14 protein-coding genes and 1 pseudogene are annotated in these 18,769 nt (G+C 61.9%); 8 read left to right on the top strand and 7 right to left on the bottom strand.

Going from position 1 to position 18,769, the window contains the following annotated elements; all coding sequences use genetic code 11:
- Positions 1-31 precede the first annotated feature (31 nt).
- The 4 genes from N0B15_RS12870 (at position 32) to N0B15_RS12855 (ending at position 7,590) form a co-directional block, all read left to right on the top strand.
- Complete coding sequence (locus N0B15_RS12870) at positions 32-2,044, top strand: DUF7289 family protein (protein WP_263020112.1); 2,013 nt, start codon at positions 32-34, stop codon at positions 2,042-2,044.
- A gap of 306 nt (positions 2,045-2,350) precedes the next feature.
- Complete coding sequence (locus tag N0B15_RS12865) at positions 2,351-3,889, top strand: DUF7289 family protein (RefSeq protein WP_263020111.1); 1,539 nt, start codon at positions 2,351-2,353, stop codon at positions 3,887-3,889.
- A gap of 957 nt (positions 3,890-4,846) precedes the next feature.
- The gene (locus N0B15_RS12860) at positions 4,847-6,631 is read left to right on the top strand and encodes a DUF7958 family protein (RefSeq protein WP_263020110.1); all 1,785 of its coding nucleotides are present in this window, start codon (positions 4,847-4,849) and stop codon (positions 6,629-6,631) included.
- Positions 6,628-7,590, top strand: coding sequence for a DUF7958 family protein (locus tag N0B15_RS12855; protein ID WP_263020109.1), 963 nt, complete (start codon positions 6,628-6,630; stop codon positions 7,588-7,590). The genes N0B15_RS12860 and N0B15_RS12855 overlap by 4 nt, the downstream gene beginning before the upstream one ends.
- A gap of 56 nt (positions 7,591-7,646) precedes the next feature.
- Here N0B15_RS12855 and N0B15_RS12850 read toward each other — a convergent pair whose 3' ends face one another.
- The gene (locus N0B15_RS12850) at positions 7,647-8,282 is read right to left on the bottom strand and encodes an adenylate kinase (RefSeq protein WP_263020108.1); all 636 of its coding nucleotides are present in this window, start codon (positions 8,280-8,282) and stop codon (positions 7,647-7,649) included.
- A 59-nt stretch (positions 8,283-8,341) separates the two neighbouring features.
- On the opposite strand from N0B15_RS12850, the gene N0B15_RS12845 reads away from it, so the two are divergent.
- The gene (locus N0B15_RS12845) at positions 8,342-8,761 is read left to right on the top strand and encodes a DUF7975 family protein (RefSeq protein WP_263020107.1); all 420 of its coding nucleotides are present in this window, start codon (positions 8,342-8,344) and stop codon (positions 8,759-8,761) included.
- A 10-nt stretch (positions 8,762-8,771) separates the two neighbouring features.
- Here the strand turns inward: N0B15_RS12845 and N0B15_RS12840 are convergent, their stop codons facing one another.
- On the bottom strand, positions 8,772-9,062 hold the full coding sequence (locus tag N0B15_RS12840; protein ID WP_263020106.1) for an amphi-Trp domain-containing protein: 291 nt from the start codon (positions 9,060-9,062) through the stop codon (positions 8,772-8,774).
- A 366-nt stretch (positions 9,063-9,428) separates the two neighbouring features.
- Between N0B15_RS12840 and coxB the strand changes: the two are divergent.
- A pseudogene (gene coxB, locus N0B15_RS12835) lies at positions 9,429-10,166 on the top strand (cytochrome c oxidase subunit II); the annotation flags it as partial.
- An 11-nt stretch (positions 10,167-10,177) separates the two neighbouring features.
- Positions 10,178-12,703: a cbb3-type cytochrome c oxidase subunit I gene (locus tag N0B15_RS12830; RefSeq protein ID WP_263020105.1), complete on the top strand. Its 2,526-nt coding sequence runs from the start codon at positions 10,178-10,180 to the stop codon at positions 12,701-12,703.
- Positions 12,704-13,046: 343 nt separating this feature from the next.
- Here N0B15_RS12830 and N0B15_RS12825 read toward each other — a convergent pair whose 3' ends face one another.
- Positions 13,047-13,364: a DUF7410 domain-containing protein gene (locus tag N0B15_RS12825; RefSeq protein ID WP_263020104.1), complete on the bottom strand. Its 318-nt coding sequence runs from the start codon at positions 13,362-13,364 to the stop codon at positions 13,047-13,049.
- A gap of 17 nt (positions 13,365-13,381) precedes the next feature.
- Positions 13,382-14,788, bottom strand: a complete 1,407-nt coding sequence (locus N0B15_RS12820; protein ID WP_263020103.1) for a hypothetical protein — start codon at positions 14,786-14,788, stop codon at positions 13,382-13,384.
- 184 nt (positions 14,789-14,972) lie between these two features.
- Here N0B15_RS12820 and N0B15_RS12815 point away from each other — a divergent pair, with 184 nt between their 5' ends.
- On the top strand, positions 14,973-15,257 hold the full coding sequence (locus tag N0B15_RS12815; protein WP_263020102.1) for a cytochrome C oxidase subunit IV family protein: 285 nt from the start codon (positions 14,973-14,975) through the stop codon (positions 15,255-15,257).
- Positions 15,258-15,693: 436 nt separating this feature from the next.
- Here the strand turns inward: N0B15_RS12815 and N0B15_RS12810 are convergent, their stop codons facing one another.
- The 3 genes from N0B15_RS12810 to N0B15_RS12800 all read right to left on the bottom strand — a co-directional run bounded on the left by N0B15_RS12810 (position 15,694) and on the right by N0B15_RS12800 (position 18,765).
- Positions 15,694-16,164 (bottom strand): hypothetical protein, encoded by a 471-nt coding sequence (locus N0B15_RS12810; protein ID WP_263020101.1) that lies wholly within the window; start codon positions 16,162-16,164, stop codon positions 15,694-15,696.
- 116 nt (positions 16,165-16,280) lie between these two features.
- Positions 16,281-16,976: a molybdenum cofactor guanylyltransferase gene (mobA, locus tag N0B15_RS12805; RefSeq protein ID WP_263020100.1), complete on the bottom strand. Its 696-nt coding sequence runs from the start codon at positions 16,974-16,976 to the stop codon at positions 16,281-16,283.
- A 106-nt stretch (positions 16,977-17,082) separates the two neighbouring features.
- Positions 17,083-18,765 (bottom strand): NADH-quinone oxidoreductase subunit D, encoded by a 1,683-nt coding sequence (locus tag N0B15_RS12800; RefSeq protein ID WP_263020099.1) that lies wholly within the window; start codon positions 18,763-18,765, stop codon positions 17,083-17,085.
- Positions 18,766-18,769: the final 4 nt, after the last annotated feature.

The following is an 18,769-nucleotide window of genomic DNA, read 5'->3' as shown; positions in this document are numbered from 1 at the left end:
CTTTATATTGAAGACCGCCATAATTAATGATATGGGTGTAGGGGGAGTGAGTGGTGGGTCTCACCGGACGAGGCGAGCGGAGGCGGCGGTGCTCGGAATCGTACTGCTCATCGGAGTGGTCGCCATCGCGAGTATCGGCATCTATCTCGTAGCGGGTCAGACGAGTTCCGAGATCGAACAGCGAAGCGAGAGCGAACGTGTCGAAGCCGCGTTCCTCGAGTTGAGCGCGAACCTCGAGACGACGGCTGCGGCCCACGACGTCGTCCGTAGCACCGACTTCGACCTCGAGACCAGCCACGGCGAGATGCGACTCGTCGAGAACGGCGAGATCGACGTGTTACTCGACAACGACTCGATCTTCGGCCCGGGTGAACGTGAGCCGATTCCGTTACACTCGCTCGAGTACCGCGCGGCCGACGGGACGACCGTCGCCTACCAGGGTGGCGGCGTCTGGCGCGGCAGTGGAGACGGCTCCATCGCAGTGTCGACGCCGGAGGCGCACCTGCGCGAGGAGTCACTGACGCTGCCGATTCCCGCCCTCGACGCAGCGGGTCACTCGAGCAGCGGTACGTTCTCGATGGAGCGAACGGGATCGACGATTCACCACAGCGGCTACGTGACCGACGGGCCGCTCGTCGTCGCCGTGACGACGCCGTACACCGGCGGCTGGGCGTCCTACTTCGAATCGCTCGGACTGGCCAACGTCACAGTCGAAGACGGGACGGTAACTGGTGAACTCGAGACGGCGCCAGCAATCGACCCTGGCGAGACCAACGGCGGCGAGGGGACGAGCGGCGATCCGGTGGAGATAGTCAACGTGTTCGACCGGGCGGTGAACATCGAAGGTGGTCTCGATACGAGTACGGGGGGAACGATCACCGGTGACGTCGTCGCCATCGAGGACTCGGTCGTGCAGATGGGTGTCGACGGCGACGTCATCGTCGACGGTGACGTGGTGGTCTCCGACGACGGCGGTGACGTCACCGGAGACGTCATCGCCAGCGGGACAGTCACGGTCAGAGACAGCGTCGGTGGGGACGTCGTCGCTGGAGGCGACGTGATCGTCACCGACGAGACCAACTCGATCGGTGGCGACATCGTCGCCGGCGGTGACGTCTACCTCGATCCCGGAAGCGTTGGTGGAACGGTGACGGCACCGGGAGACATTCAACTGGGAAGCAAGATCAACCGACAGTACGACGCACTCTACGCGGGTGGACAGATCACGCCGCCACACCCGTTCTACTGCTTCGGTCCCTGTTCGAACCACCACGCCAACGACGGTGAGATCGATGACCGAATCCACGACCACCTCGGGACGGACATCGCCACGTACGTAGATGGGATCGTCCCCGAACCGTTCGAACCGCTCGACGAGACGATCCAGGGCTGGATCGACGACTACGAAGGGGAGTTCGTCGACATCGACGAAGACGATGGGCCGCTCACTGCGGGGACCTACCACGTCGATACCCTGTCTGTCGACGACGAACAGGACCTCGTCTTCGACGTGGGTGACGGCGACATCGACGTGATCCTCAGTGGCGACGCGTACGTCCGCGGGAACGTCCACGTCGAGAACGAAGACGATGGTGTCGTCCGCTTCTGGGCCGCGAACGACTTCGACATGAATAGTTCGAATATGTGCCCCGGTGTCAGCGGCTGCCGAGGCGTCGGTGACAGCGACGCGAGCGTGATCCAACTGTACGGCACGTCGTCGACGACGTTCACCTTCTTCGGTGAACCAGTCCTCCACGGGACGATCTACGCACCCCAGGGTGAGTACGAAGACGACAACGTCGTCTTCGAAGGCGACGGCAACCTCCGCATTTTCGGAGCAGTCGTCGCTGGCGGACTCGATTCCGAGGGGAAGCTGACGTTCATCTACGACGAGAACCTCGCAGACACCTACGAGGTCCCCGGAGCACCCGGCACCGGGGCAGGCAGCGAGGAAGAAGACCCGGCCGAAGAGCACGAGTCGACGGAGAACACGATTCGCTATCTCCACGTGATCGTCTCCGACATCGAAGTCGACCGTCGCTGACCGGCCACGACGGCACGCTGGCGAAGACCCCGGTCCCGTGTCGTATCACACCACCCGTCACGTCTGTACCACTCTCCCGTGTCCGACCGACCGAGAACCAACAGCCGTGAGCCGATGCTCGAGGAGAGACACCAACTCCGTAGATAGTCAATCACTCAAGAACGTTCGGGGAGTAATTATTCCACGCAATTCAGTAATATATTCATCGAGATAAAATAGTATATTACCTTTGAGGGAGTATTGGTCTCAAAGAATGGGTGGAAAAAGTTACTCGGGTGAGTGTACGTGAACCGAGATTCACGAGCGGTGGCACCTGTCCTCGGCTTCGTCATCCTCTTCGGCGTGGTCGCCATCGCCAGCGTGGGTATCTTACTCGTCGCTGGCCAGACGACGACCGACATCGAGCAGAACGCCGAGAAAGAGCGTATCGAGGGGGCGTTCACCGAGTTGAGCGCCGAACTCGAGACCGCTGCCTCCTCGCGTGACGTCACACGCTCGGTCGACCTCGGTCACGATCCAGCGATGGGTGAGATCGCGTTCGTCGAGAACGGTCAGATCGACGTCTTCGTCGACGACTCGTCGGTGTTCGACGACGGGCCACAACCCTTGCGGTCGCTCGAGTGGACGGCCACCGATGGAACGTCAGTCGCCTACCAGGGCGGCGGTGTCTGGCGCAACAGCGGCGACGGATCGGCCGTCGTCTCGTCACCCTCGCTCTACCACCGCGAGGGAACGTTCGTCCTCCCAGTGATGAACCTGACCGAGGCGAACGTCTCCGACGACGGCGACCTGACGCTCCAGAACCACGGGAGTAGCTCGCTCTCACAGTTCACCAACGGCGGCGAGATCAGACTCGAGGTGACCTCCGTCTACTACGGTGGCTGGCAAACCTACCTCGAGTCGGCGTTTCCCGACGCAGAGGTCGAGGTCGTCGACGAAGAGCGTGGTTACGACGGTGCACAGACCGTGATCGCCGAGATAGATGTGTACCCGGGAAATAATCCCTCAATCGGAACCGGTGTCGATGCAGCGAACCTCGTCGATGCGTCGGACGGGTTGAGTGGCCCAACGATCGGTAGCGACGTGATCGCTCGAGAGATCGACTGTGACAATGGTGCATCGACTGGCAACGATAGCGAAATTATCGACTGTCAGTACCAGGAAGACGAGTACAATTCCACGATCCGTCACGACCCAGTCTACGAACCCGAAGACGAGACGATCGATCACATGATCGATACCGCCAGCAACCACGGGACTGACCTGGGACCAGTTGGAAATAACGAGAATCTACGGCTCGACAGCGGATACTACTTTGCGGATGAAATAGACATCGACGATCAGTACGAAACGATCGAGGTCGACCTGTCCGATGGTGACGTCGTTCTGGCAGTCGAAGACGACGTCAATATGACAGGCGATAGTGGAAAGATCAACGTAGTCAATGCTGGAGACAATCGTTTCAGTATGTACGTCGGTGGTGACATTCTGCTACAAAATATCGAGGCGTGTGTCGACGGCTGTGACGGAGAGAACGCGAGCGCTAACTGGATATACGGCAAGTCGTCATCGGTAATTGAGGTCAGCTCTGCTGGAACGATGTTCCAAGGAGTCATATTTGCTCCCAGTAACGACGAAGATGACTTCTCGTCAGCGTACGACATCACGCTTACCGGACAGATCGATTTCTGGGGAGCAATCGTTGGTCACACGCTCTCGATACAGAACGAAGACACGACGATGAACTTCGACGAAGGCGTAAGTGAACTGATTCCGGGCCCTGCTGACGAAAACGTCGTCCACTTGCACGTCCCGACCCACTCACTCGAGATCAGCGCCAACTGATAGTCTCCCGTCGTAGTAGGCGCTTTCGTATCGTACGCGATCGTTGTACGAAGGTAACTTCTGGTCGACATCGCTCACGTGTGAGCAACTACTGGTTGAGCGAACGCGTTCGTCTGCCTCTCAGGAAAGTAGACAGTCGAAAGCAGTGTACACTTCGACAACCAAACAATATAGATATGCTTATACCAACACATCATAAATTGACACCTCAGGCGTCGTCGAGAGACCTACACTGGAACACGCGTCGCTGGTGGTGATTCCTTTCACAGCGTCAATCCACAACCGACTGCTTGTCCTCCGGCGGTCGTCTGATAGCGTGCACCGTCTACAATCACGATGACAGAAGATACTCACGACCCGATAGAACGAGAGATTGCAACGCTCGACACAGCAGAGCACCCAGTCGCCTCGGCCGAAGCGATCGTCGAAGCACTCGTTGCCTCTGCTGATGCCGATACGTACCCTCCTCAAGAAGCATGGATAGGGCGTCTCGAGGAGTGTTACGAGGTCCAGCGAACACCACTGGTTCGGTCGGCGCTGATTCGAGGTCTCGCGGCGGCCACGACGGTAGACAACTGCCTCAATCGGAAGACCGAACTCACGGCGGAAGACGTCGAACGCTACCGAAACAGACTCGAAGAACTGTACGACGACAACGCAGACTCTGAGGCTGCAGAATGGCTCGCTTTCGCGACCAGCCAACTGGTCGCATCGTATGCGACTGACAGTCGGCTCGAGGATATTTCGCTCGAGATTCAACGACTCACTCGGCTACACGAGTCCCACCGACAGGAGGCGATTGCAGCCTCTCTCGCCGACGCCCTCGTCACCGAAGCAGGTCTTCATTTCACGCTCGACCAGGGGCGGACGAGCAAGATCGATGCGAATTATCAGTTCGTCGAGAGCCTCGCACGAGAGTATCCCGGCGAGCGTCTCGACGAACGGCTGGCGGGTGCGTTGAGCTACTCGGCTCGCGCGAGCTACGAGCGAGAGCACCTCAACTACGCCCTCACCGAACGAACGGCTAGTCGAATCGAAGGTCTCTACCAGCGATACCGGAGCGACGAGCTGGCCTACTGGCTGGCCCATGGCACCCACCCGAAGGTGTGGGCTCTCGGCAGCCAGGAGAAGTTTCAGGCAACCGAAGCGGAGATCGAACGCATCGAACAACTGGTCGACACACATGACGACGAACGCCTCCCAAGGCTCCTCGGGTGGTACTACCGCAACGAGGTCTACAATCGCGTCGGCGCTGAACGATCTGTCGAGGTCGAACAGACGCTCGACCGTCTCACGACCTTCTACGAATCGTACGCCGAGTGGGAGTCAGTACCTGAATACTACGCAGACGCGCTCCGGAGCGCCGTAAAATTCTATTTCGAGCAGGAAAACTTCGAGGCAGCGGAACAGAAACTCGAGTTGATCACAACACTCACCGACACACACGACCCAACCGAAACTGCGGTCTCGAGTCGTTACGCCCGAGCGCTCGCCAGGGGAGTCGAAGCGAACGTCGAACGTGGCGAGATCGATACCGCGATGGCGTACTACGATCGTATTCGGGAGTTGGTTGACGACGACAACGACGTCGGATCGCCGTTGACCGAGGCGACCAAAGCGCTGGCCGACCGAATCCTCGCGGCGGAGAACCTTGACGAACTCGAGCGCATCGTCACGGACCTCTGGTCGGTGGTCGAAGCCTCGACTGATCGGTTCGTCGCTGCTGAGTTACAGACTCGTGCTAACCTCACTCGTGGTCACTGGTGGCCCGATGACGGTGAGTTCCAAGTTACTATCGAGGAAGAAACAGCGAGCACAGTGACAGTCTCCGTCTCAGATCAGTACGAGCTCGAGCACGTGATCACCGTCGGAACCGACGGCAGCGTGTCGACCAACACTGGCGAGGGGGACATCCCCGAAACTATCGGCGACCTCTCTCCGTTCCAGCAGCAACTGGCCCAGTTCGTTCGTGGATATGCCGCATACTGGCTTGACCGGGAACACGACGTCGACGTTCTCAGCCCTGAGTCGAAGCCAGAATCAATCGAGGCAGTCAGTAAGGCAATCGCCGAGCTGTCGACCGAGGAAGTCGACGAACTATTTGGCGAGTACCTGGCGCAACACGCTAGTCACTGGAACGATACAGCACCGTTTGTCGACGAAGTCAAACGTCCGGTCGATCCGGTCGGTATTGACCTCGAAAATGAGGTCGTACTCTATGAGGTGTGGGTCTCTATCGAAGACGGAACTGTCGCAGGGGTATCGGACATTCAAATTGCCGTCCTCGACGACGACGAGCGGACCGTACTGCGAGAAGCATCGGTTCCCGACGGAGAGACGTACGCACTGGTGTCGCTTCCGGTTCGGTTCGTCGTGACTCCCGAATTGTTACAGCTTGTAATGGGTGAGCACCTCCGCTGTCAGTGTCGTGACCGGTACGTCGCTCTCGGAATGGAACCGCCAGTCGAGTCCCGAATCCTCGGCCCCGGTCAGCAGTCGCTTACGAGTCTCTATACCGAGTACGACTCGGTTCCTGACTTCCACAACCCAGAGGCAAACGTGGCGGGATACGAACCCGGAACTGCACCCGAGATGCTGGTTGCAAAACACATCCAGAACGTCCTCTACGAGGATGTCGCCTGGGCACGAGACGTTCTCGACCACCTCGAAGGAACACCAACCACGGCACCGATACCGCCGACGATCACCGCACCGACAAACACTTGGAGGGGAGACCAATGAACGCATCAATCACCTCGACCGACGGGCAGACAGTAACAATTGCAGTCGTCGACAACTGGGAGCGCGAACACACGATCACTGTCGATGAACACGGATATATCGAGACCCACGAGACGGCCGATTACTCGTGTGATCCAGCCGATCGAACGCCGGAAGCGGACGAGCAACTCTACCAGGCCCGACGATACGCTCGTCACACACTTGCAGAAGAAACGGGTGAGTTGATGGTTCTGTTAGGTGAATATCCGGACCTGCTCGATCAAGTCGCTGGCCTGGTTGGGGAGCTCTCGGACGACCGATTCGAAGACTTATTTGGCCCACTGATGCAACAGTTCCGGAGCCACACCGAACCCGACGTCGAGCCAGTGATCGAGGTCCCCGATGTCGATGACAAGTTGTTCACCTACTACACGCAAATACTGGGTTTCGAGGAATCATCATCAGCGGGCGTGAACACACGCCAGCAGTTCGCCGACGCACTCGGTGGTGCGTTCGTCGAAAACCAGTTTTCGAAGTCACTCGGTGGGGATGCATCGAGCGGAGTCGACTTCTTGGCCGATGTTCGCCGCGTCGCACAAGAGCGAGGGTACGACCTGAGTGACCTGATCGACCTCACCGACCTCGGGACGTGGTTCTGTCGTATCGATCCTGATTCTGGCGAAGAGGAACTGCTCGAAGCAACGCCGGTCAACGAAGAGCCAGTCGCAGCCATCTCGTTGCCACCGATCGATCCCGGGACGCCAACGGAGTTCCGCCGAACGCTTCAACACCACCTCCTCTGCCAGGCCAGGGACAGTTACATCGGGATGGGTGTCGAACCACCGGAATACTTCAAAGTCCTCGGACACGGCCTTCCACTGATGACACAGCGGTACCGCGCGTCCGAGTGCTACGAGAACTATCACGACCCGGATGCACCCGTCTCAGTCTGGGACCCCGCAAAGCAGTTCCCCAAGTAAGTCAGGACGGGGGCCAGAGGATAGGTCCGACGAGCCGTCTCGACCCACCAACGAATTTATACTGCGTCTTCGATCACTGCCTGCACGTCCGCCCAGACGTCTTCGGGCGACTGCTCACCGTCGACACGCTCGAGGACACCCCGCTCGTCGTAGAGGTCGATCACCGGCGCAGTGTTCTCGTGGTAGACACGCAGGCGCTCGGTGACCGTCTCCTCGGTGTCGTCGTCGCGCTGGATCAACCGTTCCTCGACCGTCTCGTCCTCGGGTGGGTTGTACTCGAGGTGGTAGATGTCGCCCGTCTCGGGGTCCATCCGACGGCCGGTGAGGCGGTGGATGAGTTCCTCCTCGGAGACCTCGAGCGTGAGGACGACGTCTAAGTCGGTCATTCCCTCGAGTTCTTCGGCCTGGGCGCGGTTTCGCGGGTAGCCGTCGAGGACGAAGCCGTCGGCGCTCGAGAGCGCTTCCTCGACGATGGCGTTGACGACCTCGTCGGGGACGAGTTCGCCCGCCTCCATGATCTCGCCGGGCGTGTCGTACTCGTCGTGGACGTCGCTGATGTCCATCTCCTTGTTCGCGCGGAGGGCGTCACCGGTCGTGATGTGCTCGACGTCGAAGTGTTCGGCCATCCGTGCGCTCTGCGTCCCCTTGCCCGCCCCCGGCGCTCCGAGGATGAGAATTCGTGGCTGTGCCATACCCTCCCGTTCTGGGCGGTCACATAAAGCCTTAAAGAAACGGGACCGACCCTCTGTGTATGGGCCAGACTCGTTTCGACGCCGCGACGCCGGCGGACAGACGCGCGCTCTTCGAAGACGCCATCGCTGCGCACGACGGTCGGGGGAGTGCGTTTCTCACCATCGAGGCAGACGCGGCGTCCGTCGCGGACGCGTCCGACGGTCCCGACCCCGCACTCGGCCCACCCTGGGTCCAGCTCGGCGGGCGAACCGTCTCGTTCGACTGTACGCCTGCGGAACTCGAGCGGGCGAAGGCGCTCTGTGGAGACGAACCAACGGCGACGGTCGAAGAACTGGTGCGACCCGACGACGCAGAAGGAGTACACGTGCGCGCGAGCGTCCTCGCCGACGACGGCCGCGTCGCTGCGTTCCTCGACGAGGTCTTTCGGACGGTGTACCGACTCGAGGAGACCTATCGTGCGTGGGTCGTCGAGGTGTGAGGAGCGCCGTTCAGCCGATCGTCAGATCGTCGCTTCCACCATCTTCACCCTCGGCTCCCTCGTCCCACTCGAGTTCGAACTCGACGCTGAACTCGCCGGGACCGCCGCTGCTCGGCGTCTCGTGTTCGGCTTTGATCTCGAAGGTGGGGCGCGCTGGCGGCGACATCGTCACCGACTCACCGCCGGACTCGAGCGAGAGGTCACCGCCGGACTCGAGCGAGTCGGCGACGGTGCGCAGGTAGTCGGCGATCTCGGAACGGTCCATGTCGCGCTCGAATTTGAACAGAATCTCTTCTGGCATGGTGACTCCTACGTCGTCGGGATATAGAGACATTTCGCCGTCGAGAGTTGATACGCGGCCGTCGAGTCGACTGGGCGAACCGACGTGGCGAACATCTTCGGATACCGGGTGACTCGAGCGACTGACAGGGAGACAATATCATATTACAGTGACAGTTTGGCGCGCCGAGAACGATACACAAAAGAGTGGTGGGCCAAAGGTCCATCTAAGGGATCGGACTACGGGATGCAGATCACCGGAGACTGCGGCCGGACGGGCCGTCACATCGACCCGGATCACGACAGTGAGACGGTCGCCGGCGGCGCGTTTCCAAATAGATAAGTGTCCCCAGCAAACATCGTCCGATATAAAAACCCTACAATCGAGGTGAACACAATCTTCATCGCATTTCCATTCCCGATGCAAACGGATACACGGGTCGACGTATTCGAGGAGATCTTCATCGTCTTCCTCGCCCTCGGTACGCTCGTCGGCGTCATCGTCGTAGCGTACACCTTGTACAACGCGTACAAGTACCGCGACGTGGGGGCGGACGAAGACGAGGATCTGCCGACACTCGGGGAGCTGCCGACCGGAGGTAAAGGCGGGAGAAAACTATTCGTATCGTTCATTCTGAGTGCGATCATCGTCGTCTCGCTCGTCGTCTGGACGTACGGCATGCTGCTGTACGTCGAGGACGGGCCCGGGGACAACCCCGGTGACGACGCCGTCGAGATCGACGTCGAAGGACAGGCCTTCGCGTGGATCTTCGAGTACGAAAACGGCGTCGAATCGACCAACACGATGTACGTCCCAGCGGATACACCAGTCTGGGTCAACGTGACGTCAACAGACGTCTGGCACGCATTCGGGATACCCGAAGAGCGCGTGAAAGCCGACTCGATCCCCGGCGAGTACGACCTGACCTGGTTCATCGCCGACTTGCCCGACGGCGAAGAGGAGATCGTCTACGAGGACGGCATCGAGTGCTTCGAACTCTGCGGTGCCGGCCACTCCAACATGAAAGGCGACCTCGTCGTCATGGAGCCGGATGCCTTCGACGAGTGGCTCGAAGAAGAAGCGGCAGCACTCGAAGAGGACGAGGAAGACGAAGATGACGAGGAGGGTGATGCCTGATGGCGGACGACTTCCCGCCGATGACGTCGATCAAGCGGTGGCTCGTCACGACCAACCACAAAGACGTGGGCATCCTCTATCTCGCCACTGCGTTGTTCTTCTTGCTCTTCGGTGGCATCCTCGCGCTGCTCTTTCGCGTCCAGCTCTGGTCGTCGGGCGGCGTGATCCTCTCTGACAGCGCGTTCAACCAGTCGGTCACCACCCACGGGCTGTTGATGGTGTTCTGGTTCCTCTCGCCGTTCGCAGCCGGGTTCGCCAACTACTTCGTCCCGCTACAGATCGGGGCGAAAGACCTGGCGTTCCCCCGGCTCAACGCCCTGAGCTACTGGTTCTACCTGTTCTCGGGCCTGCTTATCGGCATCTCGTTCTTCCAGGGCGGGACGTTCGAGGGCGGCTGGACCATGTACGCCCCACTCAACGTGCCGATGTACACCGGCATGGAGGCCGCGACGGGTGGAAATACCGCGATCCTCGCACTGACGCTGTTCACCATCTCGATCACCCTCGGGACGATGAACTTCCTGACGACCATCCACCGCTCGCGTGCGGAAGGGATGGGACTGTGGAACATGCCGCTGTTCACCTGGTCGTGGCTGCTCACCGTCTGGATGATGCTGTTCGCGTTCGCGGCACTGCTGGCAGCGCTGCTGTTGCTGGCGACCGATCGCATTCTGCTCACCCAGTACTTCGCGACCGATCAGGGCTCGAGCCTGCTCTGGGCGCACATCTTCTGGTTCTTCGGCCACCCCGAGGTGTACATCGTCTTCTTCCCGGCGCTGGGAATCATGTTCGAGACGTTCCAGACGTTCACCGGCCGACGACTGGTCGGGCGTAAGTGGGTCATCATCGCGATGGTCCTCGTCGCCGTCCAGTCGTTCCTCGTCTGGATGCACCACATGTACCTGACGACGATCAACCTAGAGATCAAGACGCTGTTCATGGCGACGACGATCGGTATCTCGTTGCCGTTCGACCTGATGGTCTTCGCGCTGATCTACACGATGGTCAAAGGACGCGTCCGCTTTACGACGCCGTTCCTGTTCAGCCTGGGTGCACTCGTCCTGTTCATCCTCGGCGGCATCACCGGGGTCTTCCTCGGTGCCGTCGTGCTGGACTACGAGTTCCGTGGCACCTACTGGGTCGTCGCTCACTTCCACTACGTGATGGTCTCCGGGGTCACAGCCCTGATCGCCGGTCTCTACTACTGGTGGCCGAAGATCACCGGCAAGATGTACTCCGAGGCACTCGGAAAGCTCAACTTCGCCGTCTACTTCGTCGGGTTCAACCTGCTCTACTTCCCGATGTTCCTCGCCTGGGAGACCCCCCGACGTGTCTTCCACTACCAGGAAGGGATGGAGATCTGGCACCAGATGGCGACCGTCGGTGCGTTCGTCTTCGGACTGTCGTTCCTGATCATGTTCTACACGCTCGGAAAGAGCCTGGTCTCGGGTCCAGACGCACCCGACAACCCCTGGCAGTACGCACGAACCGCCGAGTGGGCGATCCCCTCGCCCCCACCGCTCGAGAACTGGTCCGGCCGGCCATCCTACGCGAGCGGCCGACTCGAGTTCGTCGACGAGACCCCCGCTGCAGCGCCAGCGACCGATGGCGGTTCACCTGCGTCTGACGGTGGGGCGCTCACGACAGCCGACGCCGTACACGGAACACTCGACCAGGCGCACGGACACGGCCACGAGGAAGAACACGCCGACCACGCCAGCATCTGGCCGTTCGGCATCGGTATCGGGATGTTCGTCTTCCTGCTCGGCGTCTCCGGACTGACGCCGTCGGTCGCAGCGCTCGCCGAGTGGCTCGACCCCGAGTGGGCAGCAGAGGCTGGCATCAGCGGGTCGGTCGACTACCTCTATCCGGCGATTACGCTCGCCGGACTCGCCATCCTCGCGTACGTCCTCTTCGAGTTCGGCCGTGAGCAGTTCAACGCGCCCGAGATGGCCGTCGCCGAACGCTGGCCGTTCGAAGGCGTCGGCAACACGAAACTCGGCGTCTGGTTCTTCCTCGCCTCAGACGTCGTCGTCTTCGGTGCGTTCATCGGTGCCTACGTGTTCATGCGCATCTACGCCGGCTGGGACACCTGGGGTCCGGTCCCCGACCACACCTGGGCTGGCCTGCTCAACACGTACATCCTGCTCACCTCGAGTTTTACCGTCATCCTCGCGCTGGTGATGGCCGAACGCGGCAACAAGAAGGGACTCATCGCGACGCTCGGAGCGACGCTCCTGCTTGGGCTGTCGTTCATGGGTGTGAAAGCCTGGGAGTGGTACGATAAGTTCCTCCAGGGCGACTTCTGGTTCAGCGGTCTCGAGTACTCGCTGTACTACGTCACCACCGGTCTCCACGGGGTGCACGTCCTGCTCGGGCTGTTCATCGCCGTGTTCATGCTCTATCGCATCTTCACGATCGATGCCTACCTCGAGGACTCGCGGCCAGTCGAGTTCTTCGGTCTCTACTGGCACTTCGTCGACATCGTCTGGGTGTTCCTCTTCCCGCTGTTCTACCTGATGTAACGGCGGGCGGACACCGCTACCGCTGCTCTTCTTCGTCTGCACACCGCTCGAGCGACGGCTGTAAACGGGCAGTGGCCGACGGAACGCCAGCCGACGGATACACTGCGCCCGGACACCGAAGAGCGGGCCGTCTGTGCTCGTTCACTGACGCACGTCGTACCGTAAGCCGAAACGAATCCGACGCCGTCCGGATTCAGCCGTTTCCCAGCCCGACGACGTGACTGCCATGCCAGTGGGCGGCGCAGGTCACGCGGGACACTCAATGTAGCACCCGGCCGACGTCGCAGGCATCGCTCGCGGTGTGAGACGTCGTCGGAGCTGCTCGCCCAATTGTCTACAGCGATCAGTCGATCCAGGCGAGCGAGTAGATGAACGAGAACATAAAGTAGATCAAGAAGATGGAGACGGCAGCTTTCGCGTGGAAGGTAAACAGGTCGTGTTCCGCAGCCTCGAGTTCCTCCTCGTATGCCTCGCGTTCGGCTTCACTGCAGACGTCTGTGTGACGGACACCGATGTGGACCGTCGCCAGTTGCTCGGAAGTGAACGGCCGCTCGCAGTACGGACAGGTCGCCACGGGATCCTCCCCCGGTGGGACGTCGTACTCTTCGTGGATGATCGATTCGGCGTACGTCTCCGGTTGCGTTGGCAGTGAGTTCGACATGGTGGTGTTGTGTGGGGTCAGGCGACGGTGTACGGTGCCTCCGCTGCGGGCAGCGAGACGAGCCAGAGGCTCACCATGGTGAAACAGATCATCACCAGAATAAACGGATACTGGCTACGGATCGCCTGCAGTCTGCCCGGAAAGAGTTCGAACGAGATGGTGTGAGCGATCCAGACGGCGAGGATGTGTCCCAGCAGGATGCCCGCTATCTCGACGTAGCCGAACCAGGGTGTCAGCCCGAGGACGATGGGGTTTGCGGGGTAGGAAAACGGCGCAGCCAGCGACTCGAGCAGCGACGGCCACAGCGAAATGGTGAAGCCGGCGTAGTGGGCGAAGTGATAGCCCGCCGCGATGGCGAACAGCGGTGGGGCGAAGCGAATCGCGAGGTACCGCTGTGAAAGGTACGTTTGCGCGCGCTCTCGCGTACGCGCGGCGGCGACCCAGTAGACCCAGTAGAACGCGACGAAGCCAGCGACGAGCAAGCCGAGGTAGACCGCTGCCGGTGGCACCCCGAGCGCGACCAGGAACTCGACCGTCCACGCTCCCGGGGGCGTCACGATGAAACCGCTGTAGGTCAGCTCCCAGACGAGGACGATGGCGAACGCCACCGCCGAGAGGTCGGTGAGAACGTCGTCGTCGGCCAGGCGAGAGCCGGGTGCACACAGCTCGAGTCCGTCCTCGGTTCGCTGGATCGGTGCGACGGCACCGTAGAAGCGAAACCAGACCGAGAGTGGGTCCGCCTTCCGGAACCACGCGTCGGGGGAGAAGACGACCCCACCCGTGACCGTGAGCACCGAGTAGACGAGAACCGCCGTCGCGAGCGCTCTGGGTGAGGAACTCAACGGAGCGACGATCTCGAGCCAGATCAGCGCGAGCAGTGCGCCGACGGCCGGCCAGGAAGCGAGGCGGTCGGGATACGCCAGAAAGCCGTGTGGCAGGGCGGTCGCGACTCGCCGCCACGGGTTGAGCGTCGGCCAGGGGTTGTAGACGGTGTAGGCGACCATCGTCAACAGCGCGCGAACGCCGACGAACGTGACGAGAACCGCGGCGCTGACGTTCCCCCACTGTGGCCCGAAGAAGCCGACCGCGAGGACGAGTGCGAGTCCGAGCACACCGAGCGTCCCCAGGAGCGTCCCGCCCACCCGCGCGGCCGAAGCGGCGACCGAGCGCCGGACCGAAACGTCGTGGTAGCCCTCGATAACGACACGGTCGGTGACGAGCATCGAGAACAGCGCCATCACCCCGACGACGCCGCCGCCGGAGGCGAGGTAGAGCCAGGTCGGGACCGAGATGTCGCCGCGAGACTCGGAGAGCCCCACGACGACGTTGCTGGCTGTCACCGCCGTCGAAGTAACAGCCAGGGCCGCGACCAGAGCCACAGCGGCGAGTATCAGCCGACGAATGGACGTCAGATGCATCCCCATCAGTCATCGAGACCGTAGGACCGAACGCTCATTTACGTATCGTTCTCGAGCGCAGCCGACGGACGGAGACGGGTCGTCGGTCCGAACGACTGGTGCGTCCATCCCATCGGAGAGACACCGACACTCGCCGCCCACGCGAGCCATTGAGGAAGCTATAAGTGCGCGTCACCCCGACTGCCTACCAATGGCGAGTGTTCGGCTATACGCGATCATCTACGTCGTGTTACTGGTGTTAGGGACGAGTAAGTTCGTGTTCTTCACGTTCGACCACTACTTCACGTACCTGGCGATCGATCCGTACTGGGGCGCGATGGGAGCGACGCTCATCCTCGCAGTGGCGAAGTCGCTGCTCATCATGGCGTACTTCCAGCACCTGATCGACGAACCGCGGTCGATCTCGTACGTCATGGGTATGGGCCTGTTTATGGTCTTCCTGCTGACCATCGCAGCGGGCTACTCGATTCAGTAGCGAACGAACGACGACCACGACAACGCGACACCGACGCAGCCCTCTTTTGCCGTATCCAACGTGTTCGAGCGGTGCGTCCCGCGGGTGGGAGAGAGACGCAGGACCTCACCGGCAGGTGAGCGCGGCCTGCGGATCGGGCTTCTCGCGAAGGTCTCGAGAGCGCGGACACTCACCAGTGGGTGAACAGAACCGAGACCACCCGCCAGTGGACCAACGCGGCCGAGACCACCCGTGGTCGGTCACTCGAGCGCCGCGGCCGGAGAAACACGTCGACGAAGGCCACGCGTCCGTACGCGCTGTGGCTACACACGTGGCTCCCGCTCACGCGTCGGTTGCGATCACTGCAGGTGGATGCGCGAGAGCGGGAGGCGGGACAGGAGACGACACCTGCCGGTACTCGAGTGCGAGCGACGGAAGAATCAGAACAGGTGAACGATCAGGCCGAGACGAGCGTCGCGACGACGCCGATCAGCAGCAAGAATCCGATCACGACCGAGGCGACGCCGACCGCCGCCGCCGTCTGACCGAACCGGTCACGCGCGGCGAAGTACGAGCCGAAGAAGACGAAGCCGGCGAGTACGGCCCCGCCGACGCCGAGGAAGGCCATCTCGAGGACGCCGGCGTCGACACCAGCGCCCTCCGGGAGTCCTTCGATCATCAGAATCGCTCCGGCGAGGAACACGAGCGACAGGACGATAAACGAGAGCCACCACGTGGTCGGGTTGTTCATCACGGTGACGAACCGACTCGAGGAACCGTCCGCTCTGCCGGACCACTCTGCGAAGCCGCTTCGGCCACCGGCGTCGCCGCTCGGTGTCGCTCGCTGCCCACTTCGGTTGATCGCGATCGCGACGGCGATCACGAGCACGCCCATCAGGAGTGTACTTAGTAGGTAAATCTCTGGCATGGAACCGCCTCGTTGCTAGCGCTTGTTGCTTCGTCCATATATATCCTGCACTTGTGGATTTCCGACTCGAGAGCAGCCAGTCACCCGGTTGAGAGGTTGTCGACAGAGAACAGACACTACCACCGAGAACTGTCGGCGACCGACTCGCGAACCGACTCGAGTGCCTCGCGTGTGTTGACGTTCGACAGCATCCGGGCCGCGTCCGCGGGAAGGTCGTCGCCCCCGACGACGCACGTCTCGAGTCCCGAGAGAACGTCGAACAGCCCGGGCTGACGGCGAGCGGTCTCGTCGGCCGACGGCCGGACCGCGGCGACCGCCTCGCACAACGGCTCGAGCCGGTAGACGCCCGCGAGCGGGTGTGCGTAGCCGTCGTCCGTCTCCGGGACGACAGCGTCGACACCGGTCTCTACGAGTGCGGTCTCGAGCCTCTCGAACAGGACCGACTCGACGAGCGGCAGGTCACACGCGACGAGTCCGACCGACCGGCTCCCGGATCCGTCGAACGTCGCCGGCCACTGCGCTGTGAGCGCGCTCACCCCCGCGCTCACGCCGTAGACCGGTCCACAGTCGGGAACGTCGTCGGCGGCGAACGCGAGGTCGAGACACGCTTCGGCCGACTCGAGCGGCGCGAGCGCGCGACGGAGTGGCGCGTGCTGTTCGGCGCGGGCTGAAATGACTACGCGGTGTGTGAGCGCAGCGAGTCGCGCGACGACGTGGCCCACCATCGGCGTGCCGTCGATGCTCGCGAGCGCCTTCGGTCCGCCGTCGAACCGCTCGGACCGGCCACCGGCGAGGACGATTAGCGCGTCCACTGCTCACCACCGGGGCGGGACGCTCGAGGCAACGCACGCATTCGATGGAGAAGACGGCGCGCCCGTCCGTAAACGGATCGAAATCGGCCCACCCGCTCGAGGCGGACTACCGGTCGACGCTCCCGAGGACGATGTCGAGACTGCCGAGTGAGGCGATCAGGTCGGCGACGTACTCGCCTTCTGCCATCTCGGGCAGCGCCGAGAGGTTGTGATAGCACGGGCTGCGAATCTTGAACCGGGCTGGCGAGTTCGTCCCGTCGGAGCGGACGTAGATGCCGAGTTCGCCCTTCGCCGACTCGACCGCCCGGTAGGTCTCCGCGTCCGCCGGTGGGCGTAGCGTCCGCGGGACGTTGCTCTGGACCTGGCGGTCGTCTTCGGGCCAGCGCTCGAGGAGGTCGAGACACTGCTCGACGATCTTCGCCGACTCTTCGACCTCCTGCATACGCACGAGCACGCGCGAGAAGTTGTCACAGCCGTCTTCGGTGATAACGTCCCACTCGAGTTCGGAGTAGTAGCCGTAGGGGTCGTCCCGGCGGAGGTCGTAGTCGATGCCCGACCCGCGGGCGACGGGACCGGTACAGCCGTAGTCCTTCGCGACCTCCGGTGCCAAGGTGCCGGTGCCGACGGTCCGGATCTGGAAAATCTCGTTCGTGACGATCAGGTTCTCGTACTCGCGGAGTTTCGTGGGGAGTTCCTCTAGGAAGTCACGGCTCTTTTCGAAGAAGGCTTCGCGCGGTTCCGGGAGGTCCCAGCAGACGCCACCCAGTCGGAAGTAGTAGAACATCATTCGCTGGCCGGTCAGATCCTCCAGGATGTCCTGGACGACCTCTCGGTCGCGGAAGGCGTACTGGAAGATGGCGGTGAAGTCGCCGTAGACGTCGAGCGCGAACGTACCGAGCGCCAGGAAGTGCCCGAGCATCCGCCCGAGTTCGGTCGCCATCGTCCGCAACACCTGGGCGTACTCGGGCACCTCGAGTCCCGCCAGGTCCTCGATGGCGCGGGCGACCGCCCACTCGTTCGGGAGGTTCGCCGTGTAGTCCCACCGATTCGAGTAGGGGATGATCTGGTAGCGGTAGGTCCCCTGCTGGCACATCTGCTCCTCACACCGGTGGAGGTAGCCCACGTCGGGTTCGACGCTCGCGACGGACTCCCCGTCGAGCACCGCTTTGAGGTGTAACACCCCGTGTGTCGCCGGGTGGTGTGGTCCGATGTTGAGCAACATCGTATCCGACTCGGCGTGGAGTCGATCCGCCTCGAGCGGATTGGCGTGTTTTGCGAACTTCACGACCTGCGGTTTGTCCTGGTCGTAGCCGAGACTCAGTGGGTGGCCCTGCCAGGTTTCGGGAAGCAAGATCCGGCGGAGGTCGGGATGGCCGTCGTAACGAATCCCGACCAGGTCGTACGCCTCTCGTTCGTGCCAGTCGGCCGTCCGAAACACCGACTCTGCACTCTGACAGACCGGATCGTCTTTCGAGAGCGGAACCACGAGCGTCACCTCGTGGCGGCGCTCGTCGTACTTCGTGAGGTGGAGCAGCGACTCGTAGCGGTCCTCGTACTCCTGGGCCGTGATACACGAGAGGTGGTCGAACCCCGCCTCCTCGCGGAGGGCGACCAGTGCCGACTGGACCGCGTCGGCACGGATCACGAACGCCGGGGCGTTCGTGTGATCGTCTCGAGCCAGCGTGTACGGCTCGAGCACGCGCTCGAGCGTCGTCTCGTCGGCCGTCTCGGCTCGCTCGTGGTCGAACTCGGGGTCGATCCGGCCGCCCAGTGGCTCCTGTTCGCTCATCGGA

The sequence above is a fragment of the Natronobiforma cellulositropha genome (genome assembly GCF_025629245.1).
Taxonomy (GTDB): Archaea; Halobacteriota; Halobacteria; order Halobacteriales; family Natrialbaceae; genus Natronobiforma; species Natronobiforma cellulositropha.
This window is presented reverse-complemented; position numbering and strand designations above follow the sequence as displayed.

What these genes read in the sequence shown, in the direction of transcription:
- N0B15_RS12810 (WP_263020101.1), bottom strand. Translation starts at nt 16,164, where the DNA reads ATGCCAGAGATTTACCTACTAAGTACACTCCTGATGGGCGTGCTCGTG.
- N0B15_RS12840 (WP_263020106.1), bottom strand. Translation starts at nt 9,062, where the DNA reads ATGCCAGAAGAGATTCTGTTCAAATTCGAGCGCGACATGGACCGTTCC.
- N0B15_RS12850 (WP_263020108.1), bottom strand. Translation starts at nt 8,282, where the DNA reads ATGGCACAGCCACGAATTCTCATCCTCGGAGCGCCGGGGGCGGGCAAG.
- N0B15_RS12825 (WP_263020104.1), bottom strand. Translation starts at nt 13,364, where the DNA reads ATGTCGAACTCACTGCCAACGCAACCGGAGACGTACGCCGAATCGATC.
- N0B15_RS12830 (WP_263020105.1), top strand. Translation starts at nt 10,178, where the DNA reads ATGGCGGACGACTTCCCGCCGATGACGTCGATCAAGCGGTGGCTCGTC.
- N0B15_RS12870 (WP_263020112.1), top strand. Translation starts at nt 32, where the DNA reads ATGGGTGTAGGGGGAGTGAGTGGTGGGTCTCACCGGACGAGGCGAGCG.
- N0B15_RS12855 (WP_263020109.1), top strand. Translation starts at nt 6,628, where the DNA reads ATGAACGCATCAATCACCTCGACCGACGGGCAGACAGTAACAATTGCA.
- N0B15_RS12845 (WP_263020107.1), top strand. Translation starts at nt 8,342, where the DNA reads ATGGGCCAGACTCGTTTCGACGCCGCGACGCCGGCGGACAGACGCGCG.
- N0B15_RS12815 (WP_263020102.1), top strand. Translation starts at nt 14,973, where the DNA reads ATGGCGAGTGTTCGGCTATACGCGATCATCTACGTCGTGTTACTGGTG.
- N0B15_RS12800 (WP_263020099.1), bottom strand. Translation starts at nt 18,765, where the DNA reads ATGAGCGAACAGGAGCCACTGGGCGGCCGGATCGACCCCGAGTTCGAC.
- N0B15_RS12820 (WP_263020103.1), bottom strand. Translation starts at nt 14,788, where the DNA reads ATGGGGATGCATCTGACGTCCATTCGTCGGCTGATACTCGCCGCTGTG.